The following is a 15,213-nucleotide window of genomic DNA, read 5'->3' as shown; positions in this document are numbered from 1 at the left end:
GCCCCGCGACTAGCATTCAGGGATGCACCGCGCGCCGACCCGAAGATACCGGACAGTAGGCAGGTCGGCGTCACTCTTCCGCTCCTTCCTCGTGGAGCAGACCGACCCGGACCGCTTCTACACCGAGCTCGCGGACGACACGATCTCGCTGATCACGCGGCACGAGCCCCTCGACGGTCGCGTCGTGCTCGACGTCGGTGCCGGGTCAGAGTACTTCGGACGTCGGTTCGCGACAGGGGGTGCGCGCTATGTCGCGGTCGATCTGGACATCGACGCGCTCGGCACCGGCCCGTCACGCGGCGCCGTGGTGGGTCGAGGCGAGCAGCTCCCCATTGGCGACGCCAGCGTCGACATCATCATGGCCAACAACGTCATGGAGCACGTCCCCCGTCCGGGCGTCGTCGGCGACGAGATGATGCGTGTGGTTCGGCCCGGCGGACTGGTCTTCATCTCCTACACGGCGTGGGCCTCACCCTGGGGTGGTCACGAGACGTCTCCGTGGCACTGGCGAGGCGGGGCGTATGCCGCCCGTCGGTACGAGCAGGTCCACGGACATCCACCCAAGAACGTCTACGGTGAGTCGATGTTCCCGACGACGGTCGCGGGCGGCCTTCGTTGGGCGCGGGCGCAGAAGGGTGCGTGGCTGGTCGAGGCGGCGCCTCGCTACCACCCCGACTGGGCCGACAGCGTGCTCCGCGTGCCGCTGGTGCGCGAGGTGCTGTCCTGGAACCTCATGATGGTGCTCCGCCGAGCGTGACGTTCTTTCGAAGGCTCGACGGCGTCGTCTGGGCGGGCATGTTCGTCGTGTGGACCGTGGCCTGGTCGGTGCCCCTCGGTCGTATCGCGGCAGACACCAAGAACGACCTCTATGTCGATCCGTGGGGTTTCATGGGTCGGGCCCTTCATGCCTGGGATCCACAGGTGACGTGGGGCGGCATCCAGAACCAGGCCTATGGCTACCTCTTCCCCATGGGGCCGTTCTTCGGGATCGGTTCCGAGCTCTTCCCGATGTGGGTGGTGCAGCGCCTGTGGTGGATGACCCTCCTCAGCGCTGGCTTCGTCGCCATGGTCGGTCTGCTCGGCGCCCTGCAGATCGGGTCACGTCGCACCCGTGTCGTGGCTGCCTTGGCCTACGTGCTCGCGCCGCGCGTCGTCAGCACCATCGGCGTGCTCTCCTCGGAGGCCCAGCCCCAGCTGCTCGCACCGGCCGTGCTGTGGCCCCTCGTCCTTGTCGACCGGGGTCGGCTCAGCCCTCGTCGCGGGGCAGCCCTCAGCGCTGCTGCGGTGCTGCTGTGTGGAGGAGTGAATGCCACCGCCACCGCTTTTGCCGTTCTTCCTGCGGCGCTCTGGCTGCTGACGCGAACGGCGTGGTGGCGACGTGCTGTGACCTGGTGGTGGGGTCTGGCCCTCGTGGCCACGACGGCATGGTGGGTCATCCCGCTGTTGCTGATGGGCAGGTACTCGCCACCCTTCCTGGACTGGATCGAGAACTCGAGCGCGGTGTCCGCTCAAATCGGTGCCCTCGACGTCCTGAGGGGAACCACCCACTGGCTCGCCCACGTGGCCACCCAAGGGGGCCCTTGGTGGCCGGCTGGCTACCAGCTCGTCACCTCTCCGGCGCTCACGGTCGCCACGACGGCTGTCATGGCAGCGGGGCTGGCCGGCCTCGCCGTGCGGTCGATGCCCCACCGGACCTTCGTCCTCAGCGCCCTGCTCGTCGGTCTTCTCACCATGTCGCTACCGCACGACGGTCCTCTGGCGTCACCCTTGGTGACGCAGGTTCAAGGCATCTTGGACGGTCCACTGGCTCCGCTCCGCAACGTGCACAAGGCAGACCTTCTCGTGCGACTACCACTGGTGCTGGGACTGGCACACCTGCTCGGTCTGGTCGCGGCATGGCGTCCGCGACGCACGTGGGCACCCGTCGTCGTGCTCGGCACCGCCTCGCTGGTCGTGATCGGCGCGGCTGCCCCCGCCTTCGGTGGGGCGATCGCGGCCCGCGGCAGCGTTGACGCTCTGCCTGAGCACTGGCGAGACCTCGGGGCATGGCTCGACACATCCGGACGCGGACGTGCTCTGATCGTCCCCGCGGCGAACTTCGCCGAGTACACGTGGGGCCGGCCTCTGGACGAACCTCTCCGCGCGCTGACGTCGACCCCGTATGCCGTCCGCGACGGGGTGCCCCTCGCGCCCGCCGGGACGATCCGCCTCCTCGACGAGGTCGAGCGGCGCCTGCAGACCGGTCGAGGTCTCGGGGGGGCCACCCAGGTGCTGCGCGATGCGGGCGTGCACTACCTCGTCGTGCGCAACGACCTCAGCATCGACGAGAGCGGACAGCCACCGGTGGCGTTCGCACGGTCAGCCATCCAGCAGAGTGCAGACGCGCGGTTCGTCAAGGGTTTCGGCCTCTCCCAGCTCAACCTCGTGGGCGATCGTGTCTTCCCGCTCGAGGTGTTCGAGCTCGTCGGTCACGTCGCACCGGAGCTCGCGCTCTGGCCGACGGCGGGGCTGGTGGGTGCGACCGGTGCGACGGAGGACCTTGCGCGGCTGGCCGAGGCCGGGTTCGGCGGTCCTGTCATCTTCGAGGGCGACCGAACGTCCGCGATCAGCCCGAGCCGGGACGTCGTCCTCGACGGGTTTCGTGCTCGAACACGGTGGTTCGGCGCGCCTCGTGGTCAGGACGTGTCCCCGACCCTCACCGAGACCATGGTCGGGGGCGCGCCGGACTACCTCCCGTGGCCGGAGGTCAGCCGGCGCTCGCTCATCTCGTACGAGGGCATCGCCGACGTCCAGGCGTCGACGTCGATCGCCGACGAGTTCGGCTTCGCAGGACTTCAGCCTGCCCACCGCCCCTTCGCCGCACTCGACGGGGATGAGCGCACGGCTTGGGTGACGCTGGGAGACTCGCGACCTCGACTGACTCTGTCGTTGCCCGAGACCACCGAAGTTCGCGAACTGTCGGTTCAGCCCTACGCCGACCGTGTGCGCTTCGGTGAGGGGCTGGGTGTGGCTACCCGGGTCAGCGTCACCACCGACACGGGCACGGTGCGTGCTGCCCTCGCATCGCGGTCAGCGACGCGGATCACGCTGCCGCCGGGGCCTACGACCTCGCTGGTGATCGAGATCGACGACACCACTCGCGGTGCTCCACGAGGAACGGCCACGGGACTGGCGGAGGTACGCATCAACGGCGTCACTCCGATCGAGCTGGTGACCACTCCCGCGACCCGACAGGCCGCCACCACGGTCCTGCTCGGTGCGGGCCTGGCCGGCAAGGACGGCTGCAGCGCACCGACACGGGAGTCGGGCGGACTCACCTGCTTCGCCGGTCAGCTCGTCGACGCCGAGTCGACCGGTGACCTGGTGCGCGAGGTCACGGGGATGATGCCTGGCCCGGCAACTGTGTCCGGGACGCTCGCGGTCAACCCGCTCCGGCCCCCGGAGGGACTGCTCGACATCGCGGGGACCAGGGTGACCGCAAGCAGCCTGCGTGGATACGCTCCGGCGTCGCTGCCGGTTGCCGTCGTCGACGGGGATCCGCGTACCGCGTGGAGCCCTTCGGGTGACGACGAGTCGCCCTCGGTGAGCGTGGAGCTCGACACGCCGACGACCATCTCGGACCTTCGCCTTCAGACGCGCCGGGAGTGGGCCGAGAAGGAGTCGCCTGCTGTTGTGGTCGACGTCGACGGGGTCGAGGTGACCAGACGGCTGCAACCAGAAGGGGGCCTGTCCATTCCTCCGACCACCGGCCGCAAGCTCACCCTGACCTTCACCCACATCCCGGGTCCGCGAAAGCCCGGCCTCGGGGCGCTCGAGCTCGAGGAGCTGGAGCTGTTCGGCAGCCCGTTTGCGTCGGCACCGGCAAGCATCGAGGCAGCCTGCGGCTCAGGACCGGGACTGACGATCGACGGCGTATCCGTACCGACGTCGGCGAGCGCGCGAAGGGACGCGCTGTTCGGACTGTCCGACGTCACCTGGCAGGCTTGCGGGCCGGTCGAGGTGAGTGACCTGCCGCGTCATCGTGTGGTGCTCGAACCCTGGCAGGGGATGTCCCCGCGGTCCGTCGTCCTCACGAGCGGGGACACCCCGACCAGCTCTTCGTCACCGATAGCCGTGCAGGCGCGCAGGCCGGGAGCCACCGAGATCCGGGGCCGCGTGAACAAGGGTGCAGAGCGGCTCCTCGTCATGACCGAGAACGTCAACGCCGGGTGGGAAGCCACCATCGGAGGGCGGGTTCTCGTGCCACAGACACTGGATGCCCGGCGTCAGGGTTTCATCGTGCCGGAGGGGGCTGAGGGGGAGCTCGTCATCCGGTTCGCCCCCGACGGGCCCTATCGAGCGAGCCTCTTCGCAGGTGCCCTCGCCGCGCTGTTCGTCTTCTGCGCCGCTCTCGTGCCGGACCGAGGAGGAGTCCGGTCGCCGCGCCGCTCCTTGTCGGTGGGTCGACCTGGCGTTGTCGCCGGCGTCCTCGCCGGGGTGGGGCTGCTGCTGGCTGGTCCGACTGGGGGCGGAATTGCCCTCCTTGGCGTCGTCCTCGTTCGTCGACTCGACGTGCCTCGGTGGTTCTGGTCGGCCGGGGTCCTCGTCCTGGGTGTCACTGCAGCTGTGACACAGGCGCTGCTGGCCCCCGGCGGCCTGGGGTCGTCAACGGTGGAGGGGAGCGTCCGAGTGCTCGTGCTCGCGGCGCTCGGCCTCGCGGTGGCGGCGGCCAGCCAGGTACCGGCCCGCGAGGCGCGAGGAGGGCAGCTCCACCCAGTGATGGGTCGCCGCCGCCAGCACCAGGCTGAGGGGTAGCCCGAGAGCCATGAGCGGCAGCAAGGCGCCCGTGAACTCGCGAACTCCCGTGACGGCATACAAGGCGATGAACACGGGCACGTGCCAGAGGAAGAGTCCGTAGCTGATGACGCCGAGATACCGCACCATGTGGTGCGACAGGGCAGCCCGGTAGCCGGACGAGCCTCCGTGTGTGAGCGGCAGCAGAAGTCCCAGCGCGACGATGCCCGAGAGGGCAGTGCGCACAACCACGTCCATCGGCGTTCCGGGTGACAGGTCAAGTCCTCCCGCGATGGGGGTGGTGGCCAGGAGATAGGCCCCACCGGCCACGGCAAGGCAAGCGACCACGTCGCCCCCCCACCGGGCGAGCAGGCGCGCCAGCCGGTGCCCCGGGGCGAGGAGGGTCTCCGCGCAGATCATCCCGATGAGGAAGTGCGGCGCCCGCGAGTGCAGCCACCGGTCGTAGAAGATGTCCTGGCCCACGACCGCGTCGCCACCGATGCCCGAGGTCGCAGTGAGTCCCACCGTCAGAACGCACAGGACCGTCAGGGGCACATGGGTACCGCGACTCCGCAGCCGGCGCAGACCTAGCACCAGCAGGGGGAGGGTCGCGTAGAAGGCGACCTCCGTCGCGATGCTCCACGACTGGCCGAACGCTCCGATCCAGGCGTCGGGCCAGTAGATCTGAAGGGCGAAGGCGTGGATCACCACATCCCGCAGCGGGGGCGTCGCCCCCACGGCCACCACCGCCAGGACCACCCAGTACGCCGGCAGCAGTCGGGCGGCCCGCCGCACGGCATAGCCGAACAGGTCCAACCGCCCTGCGGCATCAGCGGCGATGAGTCCTCGGTGCAGCAGGAAGCCGGACAGCGCGAAGAAGATGGCCACCCCGAAGTCACCGCGGGACCACAGCCGCCCCAGGAGGCCACCGGTCGCGCCAAACCCGGTGAGGAACGCCGCATGGGTGAGGACGACGAGGCTCGCGGCGACAGCGCGCAGACCGTCAAGCGCGGGGATCACCGTGACCACCGGGACGGCGCGCGACTCCGTCGTGGTCATGCGTGCATGGTAGGGCAGGGCGACATGGTGCCCATATCCCTTGGCCGGGGTTTACCCACTGGTAGGGTCCACCCAGCACTCCCGCCCCACTTGAGACAAAGGTGTCCCGCAGATGCGCAGAATTATCGGCTTGGTGTTGATGGGCTTGGCCGGCTTCCTCATCACCACCGCTTTGCTGGCGTTGATCTACATCCCCGGGGCGGTTAAGAAGACTCCCCTGGACACCGACTCCTACACTCGCTTGACCGGCAACGCCGCCGCGTTGCCCACCGGTGACGGTTCCGCGGTGAAGGCGTTGAGCCGCACGGTGGCCGATGGACAGAAGTCCGATGGAGACGTCGTTGTCTTCGACACGTTCTCCTGCCTCATCAAGGACCCGAACGGCGACTCGCCGGACTGCGTGGACGACACCGATCCCGACCGCCGCTTGGTGACAGCGACCACTGACAGGTTCGCGACCGACCGCAAGACCGGTCTCGCCGTCAACGACGAGAAGTACATCGGTGACGCACAGCCGCACGACGGTCTGGTCAACAAGTTCCCCTTCGACGTCGAGAAGAAGACCTATCCGTTCTGGGACGGCATCCTCGACCGTGCGGTCGATGCCGCCTTCGAGGGTGAGGAGAAGGTCAACGGCTGGGACACCTACAAGTTCGTCATCGACGTCTCCGACGAGCCGGCCGAGATCTCCACCGGCATCCAAGGCACGTACTCGGACCTCAAGACGATGTTCGTCGACCCGCGCACGGGCTCCATCCTCAAGCAGACCGAGCAGCAGAAGCGTGTCCTCGACAACGGCACGACCGTGCTCGACCTCGACTTCGGCTTCACCGACGAGACCGTCAAGGCCAACATCGACGCGGCCAAGGACAACGACTCCCGGCTCGGCCTCATCGGGAACCTCCCGCTCATCGCAGGTCTTCTCGGTCTCCTCGCCCTCGCTGCAGGATTCTTCCTCTGGAACGGCGCACGTCGCACCGGAGGCGATGACGACCGGCTCGCGGACGACACCCGCGGTCCGGACGGTGATGGCCACGCCAACGACGACACCCGCAACCTCGACGTCTTCGGGGACGACGAGGCAACCCGCAGTCGTTCGGAGATCCACGGACGCTGAACCTCGCACTCCACCGCTCGGCCCCGTCATCTCGAGATGGCGGGGCCGCTCCCTTCCTCGGACCGAGGGAGAGGCAGATCAACCCTCCGACGGGCGGCGGCAGACGAAGATCGCCGTCCCGGGGATGACCTTGCCGCGCGTCGGTGACCATCCGCCCCACGTCGCCGTGTTGTCCTCCGGCCACTCGGGCTCGACGACGTCCTCGACGACGAGCCCGCCGGCGACGATCTCGCGGATCCGGTCGCCCATGGTCCTGTGGTGCTCGACATAGGTGGCGCGCCCCGACCCGTCGGACTCGACGTAGGGCGTGCGGTCGAAGTAGCTGAGCCGGGCCGTCAGCCCGGCCGCGGTCGGGTCGTCCGGGAACGCCCATCGGATCGGGTGGGTCGTCGAGAACACGAACCGACCACCGGGGCGCAGCACCCGCGCCACTTCGGCCATCACCGCCGCGCTGTCCGCGACGAAGGGCACGACGCCGTATGCCGTGAAGACCGTGTCGAACGACGCGTCACCGAAGGGCAGGGCGAGGCCGTCACACTGCACGAGAGGCGGAGCCACCCCGGTGCGTTCACTCACCTCGCGGCCGACGCGCAGCATCCCCGCCGACAGGTCCGACGCCACGACCGACGCGCCCACGTGACGCTGCAGCCACCGGGCGCACTGGCCCGCCCCGGCACCGATCTCGAGGATCCGCTGATCCGACGACGCGCGGAGCAGGTCGAGCATCTCCTCGGTCCACCCCTCGGGACCCCAGACGAACTCGTCGTCACCGAGGAACGAGCCGTGCTCGGCGTAGTACCCGGCTGCCTCGCCGTCCCACCAGGAGCGGTTGGCGGAGTGGGTCTCGTCCGTGTCGGCCGTGCGCCGACCGACGTCGTCACTCACCGGCATACCCCGCTTTGACCGCTCACAGACAACCTCGATAGGGTGGTCGAGCATTCGCGTGTGCTCTCGCCTGCCCACAAGGGCGTGAAAGCCCGTCGAACGGCACCAGTACCAACCCTCATCCATCTGTCCACATCGGAGTTCCTACTACATGACTGCCAGCACGGTCGAAACGACCGCCCCTCAGATCGCCATCAACGACATCGGCTCTGAGGAAGACCTTCTCGCCGCCATCGACGCGACGATCAAGCACTTCAACGACGGCGACATCGTCGAAGGCATCATCGTCAAGGTCGACCGCGACGAGGTCCTGCTCGACATCGGCTACAAGACCGAGGGTGTCATCCCCTCGCGTGAGCTGTCGATCAAGCACGACATCGACCCCAACGAGGTCGTCAAGGTCGGCGACGAGGTCGAAGCCCTCGTTCTCCAGAAGGAGGACAAGGAAGGCCGCCTCATCCTGTCCAAGAAGCGGGCTCAGTACGAGCGCGCCTGGGGCACCATCGAGAAGGTCAAGGAAGAGGACGGCGTCGTCACCGGCACCGTCATCGAGGTCGTCAAGGGTGGACTCATCCTCGACATCGGCCTGCGCGGCTTCCTCCCCGCCTCCCTCGTCGAGATGCGCCGTGTCCGCGACCTCCAGCCGTACGTCGGCAAGGAGATCGAGGCCAAGATCATCGAGCTCGACAAGAACCGCAACAACGTGGTCCTGTCGCGTCGCGCGTGGCTCGAGCAGACCCAGAGCGAGGTCCGCACGACCTTCCTCAAGGAGCTCCAGAAGGGCCAGGTCCGTTCGGGCGTCGTGTCCTCCATCGTCAACTTCGGTGCGTTCGTGGACCTCGGCGGCGTCGACGGTCTCGTCCACGTCTCGGAGCTGTCCTGGAAGCACATCGACCACCCGTCCGAGGTCGTCGAGGTCGGCGACGAGGTCACCGTCGAGGTGCTCGACGTGGACATGGACCGCGAGCGTGTCTCCCTGTCGCTGAAGGCGACGCAGGAGGACCCGTGGCAGCACTTCGCTCGCACGCACGCCATCGGTCAGGTCGTGCCGGGCAAGGTCACCAAGCTCGTCCCGTTCGGCTCGTTCGTGCGCGTCGAGGACGGCATCGAGGGCCTGGTCCACATCTCCGAGCTGGCCGAGCGCCACGTGGAGCTGCCGGAGCAGGTCGTCACCGTCGGCGCCGACATCTTCGTCAAGGTCATCGACATCGACCTCGAGCGTCGTCGCATCTCGCTCTCGCTCAAGCAGGCCAACGAGGACGGCGCCGGGCTCACCGAGTTCGACCCGACCCTCTACGGCATGGCCGCCGAGTACGACGAGGCCGGTGCCTACAAGTACCCCGAGGGCTTCGACTCCGAGACCAACGAGTGGCTCGAGGGATACGAGAAGCAGCGTGAGGTCTGGGAGAAGCAGTACGCCGAGGCACACGCTCGCTGGGAGTCGCACCGCACCCAGGTCGAGGAGGCTGCCAAGGCCGACGCCGAGGCCGCTGCCGGTGGCGACAACGCCACGTCCTACAGCAGCGACTCGTCCTCCTCGTCCTCTGCGTCCGACTCGGACGACGAGGGCACGGACTCGCGTCCGGCCGCTCCCGTGGCCAACGAGGGCACCCTCGCCTCCGACGAGGCCCTCGCCGCACTGCGCGAGAAGCTCACCGGAAACTGAGCCGACCGGCATACCTCGCGTATGCCGTGACGCACGACCGAAGGCCCGGTTCCCCTTGCGGGGATCCGGGCCTTCGGCCTTCTTCCGTGCCGGTCAGAGCGATGGACATCGTTGGTTTCCCTGTCACCTCACGCCTTGTAGTTCGAGCTCGTCAGCAACGCACCCGTCCCGGGCGTCCAGCCTTCAAGGGTCGAGGGAAGCGACTGGCGGGTGTTGCAGTCGATGACGCCGTAGTGCAGGTGGGGTGCTGTGGAGGAGCCGGTGCTGCCGGACCAGCCGACGATTCGGCCCTGCGGCACCCAGTCGCCGGGCTCGTAGAACGAGCGGTTGAGATGGATGTAGTGGGAGCACAGGCCGTTGGGGTGACGGATCATCACCTCGATGCCGCTCGTCCCGTACCAGTCCGACCTGACGATCGTGCCTGCCTGGGTTGCGGTCACCTCATAGTTCGCCGGCAGCGCGATGTCCCACGCGTACCTGTTGTAGTAGTCGAGGTGGGAGTAGCTTCCGCCGGGCCCCTGAGAGATCCGGTAGGTCTCTCCGGCGGGAAAGAGCGCCTCGTAGTAGCCGGCGGCAGATGCGGTCGTCGTGCCGGTGAGGCCTGTCGTGAGGACGACGGCGAGGGAGCCGATGAAGATGCCTGCTCTGCGTGACAGCGTTGCTTTTCCGCCCGAACCTCCGGGGCGCTTCCTTCCGAACATGTGTTTTCCCTTCGGTGACATGGCGTGCTGGGCGTTGCCGATCCGGACTGACTGACCGGCACGAGCACGTGGAACTCACACTCTGGGCAGATCGGCATGGCGGCAAACCCTCAAGCGGATGGCTTGAACGTTGCGTGTGCCAGGCAGAAGCAGCTGCCCTGCTCGTCACACGTGGGGACCCGCCAGGTGCACAGGCTCGACGATGGGGTGGTCCGCTGCGGGGTGGGCCCTGACCATGCGCAGCAGGTCTTCGCCGACCTCGGTTCGTCTGTACAGAACGCATCTTCCGGACCTGGACGCCTCGACCATGCCGGACGTGCGCAGTGCCTGGAGCTGCTGGTTGACCGCCTGTTCGGTCTTGCCGAGGGACGCCGCCAGCTCCCTCGTCGTCGTGGGTCCGTCCAGCATGCCAAGCAGATCCGCCCTCGAGGCACTCAGCAGGTTGTGCCCACCACGGGCACCCGTGGGAGCGGGCTGAGCAGACGTCGACCGCTGGCCCCGTGCGGGGTAGATGACCATGGGAGGGCCGGTGGGGTCGACGGGGTACGAGGCCCCGAGGGTGAAGAAGGAGGGGACGAAGACGAGGTCCCGACCTGAGAGTGATGCGGCATATGAGGTTCCGACCCGGCTCACTGCTGTCAGCTGGTCGACGGCCAGTCGTACATGCGGTGACAGCGTCTCGAGGGCGCCGGCAAGTCCATGGGCAGCCATCTGGGTGGCTCGGTACTGGATGTCTGCTGCCAGGATCGAACGGTGCTCCACCCAGAAACGGGCGAAGGAGTGTGACCAGTAGTGCTCGATCGCCTCGATCACCCGGGACCGAACTGACCATCCGGGACCGCGCAGCGCCTGTGGCAGGTGGCCGTCCCACAGGGCGTCAAGCTCCTTGAGGATGGAGGTCGTGGGCAAGTTCACCACACCGTTGAGCTCGTCGCGGATCCGCGGCTGCGGCGACTCGGGCCGAGGCGTGAGGAAGTCGGGCGTCGTGAAGTCACCGTTGACCAGCGCTGCGAGGAGATCGACGTGAGCAGCCGGGGCCCCGGGCTCGGAGGCGTGGGAACACGCGAGCGGATGCCGGTAGGCGGTCGGTGCCACCAGCGAACGTAAGGACAGGGACATCTCGCCCAATGGCGAGACGCCGAAGCGCATCAATGGCAGTTCCTGGGGTGTGATCCGGTAGGTCAGCAACCCGGCCGGTCTCCTCCCGAATGGTCACTTTGCACTACTGACTCGCACGACCTTGGGCCGTGTGGACCTGCCTGTCAAGAGGACGACAGGCAGGACCTTGTCTGGGAGAAGCAGGACGCCTGGGCGGCTCCCGTGGCCAACGAGGGCACCCTCGCCTCCGACGAGGCCCTCGCCGCACTGCGCGAGAAGCTCACCGGAAACTGAGCCGACCGGCATACCTCGCGTATGCCGTGACGCCGGACCGAAGGCCCGGTTCCCCTCACGGGCAACCGGGCCTTCGGCCTGTCCGGAGGACGTTCGGCCGAAGTCTCGGCCACACTCAACCGATCGGGTCGTGGACTCGTAGGGATGGATGACAGGGCGGGACGGGCTGAACCGGACGACGGGGGGCGATGTGCAGACATCGAGGGGGGCGGATGCCGAGTTCACGGCCTTCGTCGAGGGGGCACAACCGAGGTTGTCCCGGGTGGCGGTGCTGCTCACCGGCAACCGCGCAGTGGCGGAGGACCTGCTCCAGGAGGCCTTCATCCGCACCTACCTCAGCTGGGGGAGGGTGCGACCGGAGGGTGCGTACTCCTACACGCGCAAGGTCCTCGTCAACCTCAACACCGACCGGTGGCGTCGCCGGCACCTCGAACCCGTCGTCGGCGACATCGGCGACCTGCACGTCAGCGGCTCCGCGTCGCGGGCCTACGCCACCGTCGACCATCGCGACGACATCGTGCACGAGCTCGCGGGCCTGAGCCGGCGTGAACGCACGATCGTCGTCCTCCGCTACTACTTCGACCTCAGCGAACGCCAGGTCGCCGAAGAACTCGACATCTCCGTCGGAACAGTGAAGTCCACGTGCTCCCGTGCGCTCGCGCGCCTCGGAACGCAGCGCGTGGAGGAAGGAAGGTTGTCATGAGCCCGATCAGTGAGGACGAGCTCCGCGCCAGGCTCGAGGACGTGCAGCCGTCACCGGCGCGTTCGGGGTTCGCGGAGCGAGTCGTCGAGCAAGGACGCCGGCGTCGCCGTCGGCAGCGTTGGGTGATGGGGGCGGCTGCCGCCGCCGCGGTCGCGGTCATCGGAGGGGGAGCCCTCGCGATCGGGGACCAGATCGAGCGCGAGGACGCCCTACCGGCGTCACCGACGCCCACACCGACGCAACCCGAGGTGACGCCGACGGTGACCGGCATGTCGTCGCCATCGCCGAGTGCGACGGTCACGAGCACCCCCACGCCCTTGATTCGCCCGAGCGAGACCACCACGCGGCCACCGAGATCCAGCCCCTCGACGACACTGACACCCACAGCTACGCCCTCGGCGACAACACGGACACCCACGGCCACGCCCCCGAAGACGGCAACCCCCACACCGACGCGCAGCCCGGCGCCATCACCGATGACGTTTCTCCATGAAGGCTCGCCCGGCTGGGCCACCACGAACGCTGTCGTCGGACCGTGCGACAAGGATGCCCTCACCATCGCCGGACGGCATGACGCCTACCAGTACGACGCCCTCCGTGGGCAGGGCAACGATGGTGACCCGACTGGCGAGGCGTACGTGTTGTTCGCCGACGCGCAATCCGCAGCATCCTTCATGGGCGAGCTGCGTCAGCTCTCACGAAGTTGCGAGGCGACTACCCACGGCAAGCTGGGAGGCGTGGTCCAGAATCTGGCCGGACCGTGGGGGGAGGGGCTCGCGTCCACCTCCTTCGCCTTCACGCAGGACGGGTCTACAGGTGGTGGGACCGTCTTGCTCGCTGTCCGCTCCGGTTTCGCGGTGGCGTTCTCCAGCGCGGCTGGGCCATTCAGCGAGACCGACGTCGTGAACCCGGCACTCATCCAAAGTGCTCGGCCGGGGGTGGAGCACCTGTACCCCCAGCTGTGCCGCTACACCGAAGCGGGTTGCTGACCGGCTGACGGAGCGACGTGCTTCACAGTGGGGCCGATGGTGCGTGCCACAGTTGATCCATGGCACGCACCATCGCGACGAGTACCCAGGTCGACCTTGACGGGCTGTTGGACTTCGTCCGGCCCCGCCACAACCTCGTCCTCATGACCACGCGCAGGGACGGACGTCCGCAGGCCTCACCGGTCACCGGCGGAGTCGACCAAGCGGGCCGCATCGTCATCTCCACCTACCCCGAACGAGCCAAGACCGCCAACGCCCGTCGGGACCAGCAGGTCAGTGTCCTGGTTCTCTCCGACGACTTCGGCGGGGCCTGGGTCCAGGTCGACGGGGACTGCGAGGTCATCGACATGCCGGAGGCCGCGGACGCACTCGTCGACTACTACCGCTGCATCTCGGGGGAGCACCCCGACTGGGACGAGTACCGGCAGGCGATGCGCGAGCAGGACAAGTCACTGCTGCGCATCACGCCGACGCGGTGGGGACCCGTCGCGACGGGCGGGTTCCCGGCCCGGCTGGTGGATGGGCCCTCGCCCACAAGCCCCTGACGAGGTCGCAATGGCGGGCGAGTCGTGAGCTGGGCAGGGCTGGCGATCCTGCGACAGGCTCCCTGCGCGTCGCGGCCGGCACCGGGCACGCATAGGTTGTGGCCATGTTGCGCGTGGGTCTCACCGGTGGAATCGGGTCCGGCAAGTCGACGGTGGCACGCGCGCTCGCGGACCTCGGCGCCGTCGTCGTCGACGCGGACGCGGTGGCGCGAGAAGTCGTCGAACCCGGTATGCCGGCGCTCACGGCGATCCGGGACCGCTTCGGTGACGCCGTGTTCGGCTCCGACGGTACGCTGGACCGGCCGGCCCTCGGCCGGGTCGTCTTCGGGGACGCGGGCGCCCTGACGGACCTGGAGGCGATCACCCACCCGGCGATCTGGGAGAGGACCGCGGAGCTCATGGGCGCCGTGCCCCCGGAAGCCGTGGTCGTCCACGACATGCCGCTGATCGTCGAGAAGGGCCTGGGCGCCGACCACCACCTCGTCGTCGTCGTGGGTGCGGACGAGGCCGAACGGCGCGACCGACTCGTCCGCGACCGGGGCATGGACGTCAAGGACGCGCAGTCCCGCATCGACGCACAGGCCGACGACGCTGCCCGTCGCGCCGCAGCCGACATCTGGCTCGACAACAACGGCACCCGTGACCACCTCCAGGTGGAGGTCCGCAGGTTGTGGGCCGAGCGTCTCGAGCCGTTCAACGAGAACCTGCTCCACGGCATACGTGCTCGTCGTCCGGACGCACTCACGCTGAGCGAGCCGAGCGACGACTGGCCGGCCCAGGCATCGCGGCTCACTGCCCGCATCCAGAGGGCGCTGGGGGAGCGCGCGGTGACGGTGGACCACATCGGCTCCACGTCCGTTCCCGGGCTCGTCGCCAAGGACGTCATCGACCTGCAGGTCGGCGTGCGGACCCTGGCCGATGCCGACGCCCGGGAGTTCGTGGAAGCGTTGGCGCGCACCGGTTTTCCTCGTGTGGAGGGCAACATCAGCGACAACGGCAAGGGCGGGGAGCCTTGGCCCAAGAGATTCCACGGCAGCGCCGACCCGGGACGGGTGGCACACGTCCACGTGCGCGAGGTCGACAGCCCGGGCCATCGATGGGCTTTGGACTTCCGCGACTGGTTGAGGGCCGACGCAACGGCTCGTGAGGAGTACGCCGCGCTCAAGCTGGCCCTGCTCGCGCAAGGCTTGACGACCTCGGAGTATGCCGCCGCCAAGGAGCCGTGGTTCGACTCCGTGCACGCGCACGTGACGGGTCACACGACCGGGTAGCGGACTCCGCACTGCGCCCGGACCTCGACGCACCGCCGACAACAGAAAGATCGCGGAGACCTCGTCCGCAGGGTTGTGGGATCGAACTCCCGCTGGGAAGGTGGACGTTGCG

The 15,213-nt window shown here is 68.4% G+C and carries 11 protein-coding genes and 1 pseudogene; 8 read left to right on the top strand and 4 right to left on the bottom strand.

All coding sequences use genetic code 11. The features are described from left to right. Positions 1-22 precede the first annotated feature (22 nt). Complete coding sequence (locus ACFQW8_RS17605) at positions 23-757, top strand: class I SAM-dependent methyltransferase (protein WP_380089625.1); 735 nt, start codon at positions 23-25, stop codon at positions 755-757. 38 nt (positions 758-795) lie between these two features. After that, positions 796-3,762 (top strand): annotated as a pseudogene (locus tag ACFQW8_RS18175) (alpha-(1->3)-arabinofuranosyltransferase domain-containing protein); the annotation flags it as partial. Positions 3,763-4,644: 882 nt separating this feature from the next. Here ACFQW8_RS18175 and ACFQW8_RS17595 read toward each other — a convergent pair. Continuing rightward, on the bottom strand, positions 4,645-5,832 hold the full coding sequence (locus ACFQW8_RS17595; protein WP_380089623.1) for an acyltransferase family protein: 1,188 nt from the start codon (positions 5,830-5,832) through the stop codon (positions 4,645-4,647). Positions 5,833-5,944: 112 nt separating this feature from the next. On the opposite strand from ACFQW8_RS17595, the gene ACFQW8_RS17590 reads away from it, so the two are divergent. Next, complete coding sequence (locus ACFQW8_RS17590) at positions 5,945-6,949, top strand: DUF3068 domain-containing protein (RefSeq protein WP_380089621.1); 1,005 nt, start codon at positions 5,945-5,947, stop codon at positions 6,947-6,949. A gap of 78 nt (positions 6,950-7,027) precedes the next feature. Here ACFQW8_RS17590 and ACFQW8_RS17585 read toward each other — a convergent pair whose 3' ends face one another. Beyond that, positions 7,028-7,840: a class I SAM-dependent methyltransferase gene (locus ACFQW8_RS17585; protein ID WP_380089820.1), complete on the bottom strand. Its 813-nt coding sequence runs from the start codon at positions 7,838-7,840 to the stop codon at positions 7,028-7,030. Between the two features lie 145 nt (positions 7,841-7,985). Here ACFQW8_RS17585 and rpsA point away from each other — a divergent pair, with 145 nt between their 5' ends. After that, positions 7,986-9,500 (top strand): 30S ribosomal protein S1, encoded by a 1,515-nt coding sequence (gene rpsA / locus ACFQW8_RS17580; RefSeq protein ID WP_380089620.1) that lies wholly within the window; start codon positions 7,986-7,988, stop codon positions 9,498-9,500. 128 nt (positions 9,501-9,628) lie between these two features. Here rpsA and ACFQW8_RS17575 read toward each other — a convergent pair whose 3' ends face one another. Both ACFQW8_RS17575 and ACFQW8_RS17570 read right to left on the bottom strand, forming a co-directional pair. Beyond that, positions 9,629-10,201 carry a M23 family metallopeptidase gene (locus tag ACFQW8_RS17575; protein ID WP_380089618.1) on the bottom strand — a complete coding sequence of 191 codons (573 nt, stop codon included), beginning with the start codon at positions 10,199-10,201 and terminating at the stop codon, positions 9,629-9,631. A gap of 165 nt (positions 10,202-10,366) precedes the next feature. Further along, complete coding sequence (locus tag ACFQW8_RS17570; protein WP_380089616.1) at positions 10,367-11,296, bottom strand: hypothetical protein; 930 nt, start codon at positions 11,294-11,296, stop codon at positions 10,367-10,369. 487 nt (positions 11,297-11,783) lie between these two features. On the opposite strand from ACFQW8_RS17570, the gene ACFQW8_RS17565 reads away from it, so the two are divergent. From ACFQW8_RS17565 to coaE, 4 genes are all read left to right on the top strand, one after another. Continuing rightward, positions 11,784-12,296, top strand: coding sequence for a SigE family RNA polymerase sigma factor (locus ACFQW8_RS17565; protein WP_380089613.1), 513 nt, complete (start codon positions 11,784-11,786; stop codon positions 12,294-12,296). Then, a complete protein-coding gene (locus tag ACFQW8_RS17560; RefSeq protein WP_380089612.1) occupies positions 12,293-13,285 on the top strand; it encodes a hypothetical protein in 993 nt (330 codons plus the stop codon). The genes ACFQW8_RS17565 and ACFQW8_RS17560 overlap by 4 nt, the downstream gene beginning before the upstream one ends. Before the next feature lie 59 nt (positions 13,286-13,344). Beyond that, the gene (locus tag ACFQW8_RS17555) at positions 13,345-13,830 is read left to right on the top strand and encodes a PPOX class F420-dependent oxidoreductase (protein ID WP_380089610.1); all 486 of its coding nucleotides are present in this window, start codon (positions 13,345-13,347) and stop codon (positions 13,828-13,830) included. 104 nt (positions 13,831-13,934) lie between these two features. Then, a complete protein-coding gene (coaE, locus tag ACFQW8_RS17550) occupies positions 13,935-15,101 on the top strand; it encodes a dephospho-CoA kinase (RefSeq protein ID WP_380089609.1) in 1,167 nt (388 codons plus the stop codon). Positions 15,102-15,213: the final 112 nt, after the last annotated feature.

The sequence above is a fragment of the Knoellia altitudinis genome, assembly GCF_042666355.1.
In the GTDB taxonomy this organism is placed as follows: Bacteria; Actinomycetota; Actinomycetes; order Actinomycetales; family Dermatophilaceae; genus Knoellia; species Knoellia altitudinis.
The sequence above is the reverse complement of the archived record's forward strand: the minus strand, read 5'-3'. Positions and strand labels throughout refer to the sequence as shown.

Bases quoted from the DNA above. Each gene is read 5' to 3' on its own strand.
- ACFQW8_RS17605 (WP_380089625.1), top strand. From the start codon at position 23: ATGCACCGCGCGCCGACCCGAAGATACCGGACAGTAGGCAGGTCGGCG.
- ACFQW8_RS17555 (WP_380089610.1), top strand. From the start codon at position 13,345: ATGGCACGCACCATCGCGACGAGTACCCAGGTCGACCTTGACGGGCTG.
- ACFQW8_RS17585 (WP_380089820.1), bottom strand. From the start codon at position 7,840: ATGCCGGTGAGTGACGACGTCGGTCGGCGCACGGCCGACACGGACGAG.
- rpsA (WP_380089620.1), top strand. From the start codon at position 7,986: ATGACTGCCAGCACGGTCGAAACGACCGCCCCTCAGATCGCCATCAAC.
- ACFQW8_RS17590 (WP_380089621.1), top strand. From the start codon at position 5,945: ATGCGCAGAATTATCGGCTTGGTGTTGATGGGCTTGGCCGGCTTCCTC.
- ACFQW8_RS17595 (WP_380089623.1), bottom strand. From the start codon at position 5,832: ATGACCACGACGGAGTCGCGCGCCGTCCCGGTGGTCACGGTGATCCCC.
- coaE (WP_380089609.1), top strand. From the start codon at position 13,935: ATGTTGCGCGTGGGTCTCACCGGTGGAATCGGGTCCGGCAAGTCGACG.
- ACFQW8_RS17560 (WP_380089612.1), top strand. From the start codon at position 12,293: ATGAGCCCGATCAGTGAGGACGAGCTCCGCGCCAGGCTCGAGGACGTG.
- ACFQW8_RS17575 (WP_380089618.1), bottom strand. From the start codon at position 10,201: ATGTTCGGAAGGAAGCGCCCCGGAGGTTCGGGCGGAAAAGCAACGCTG.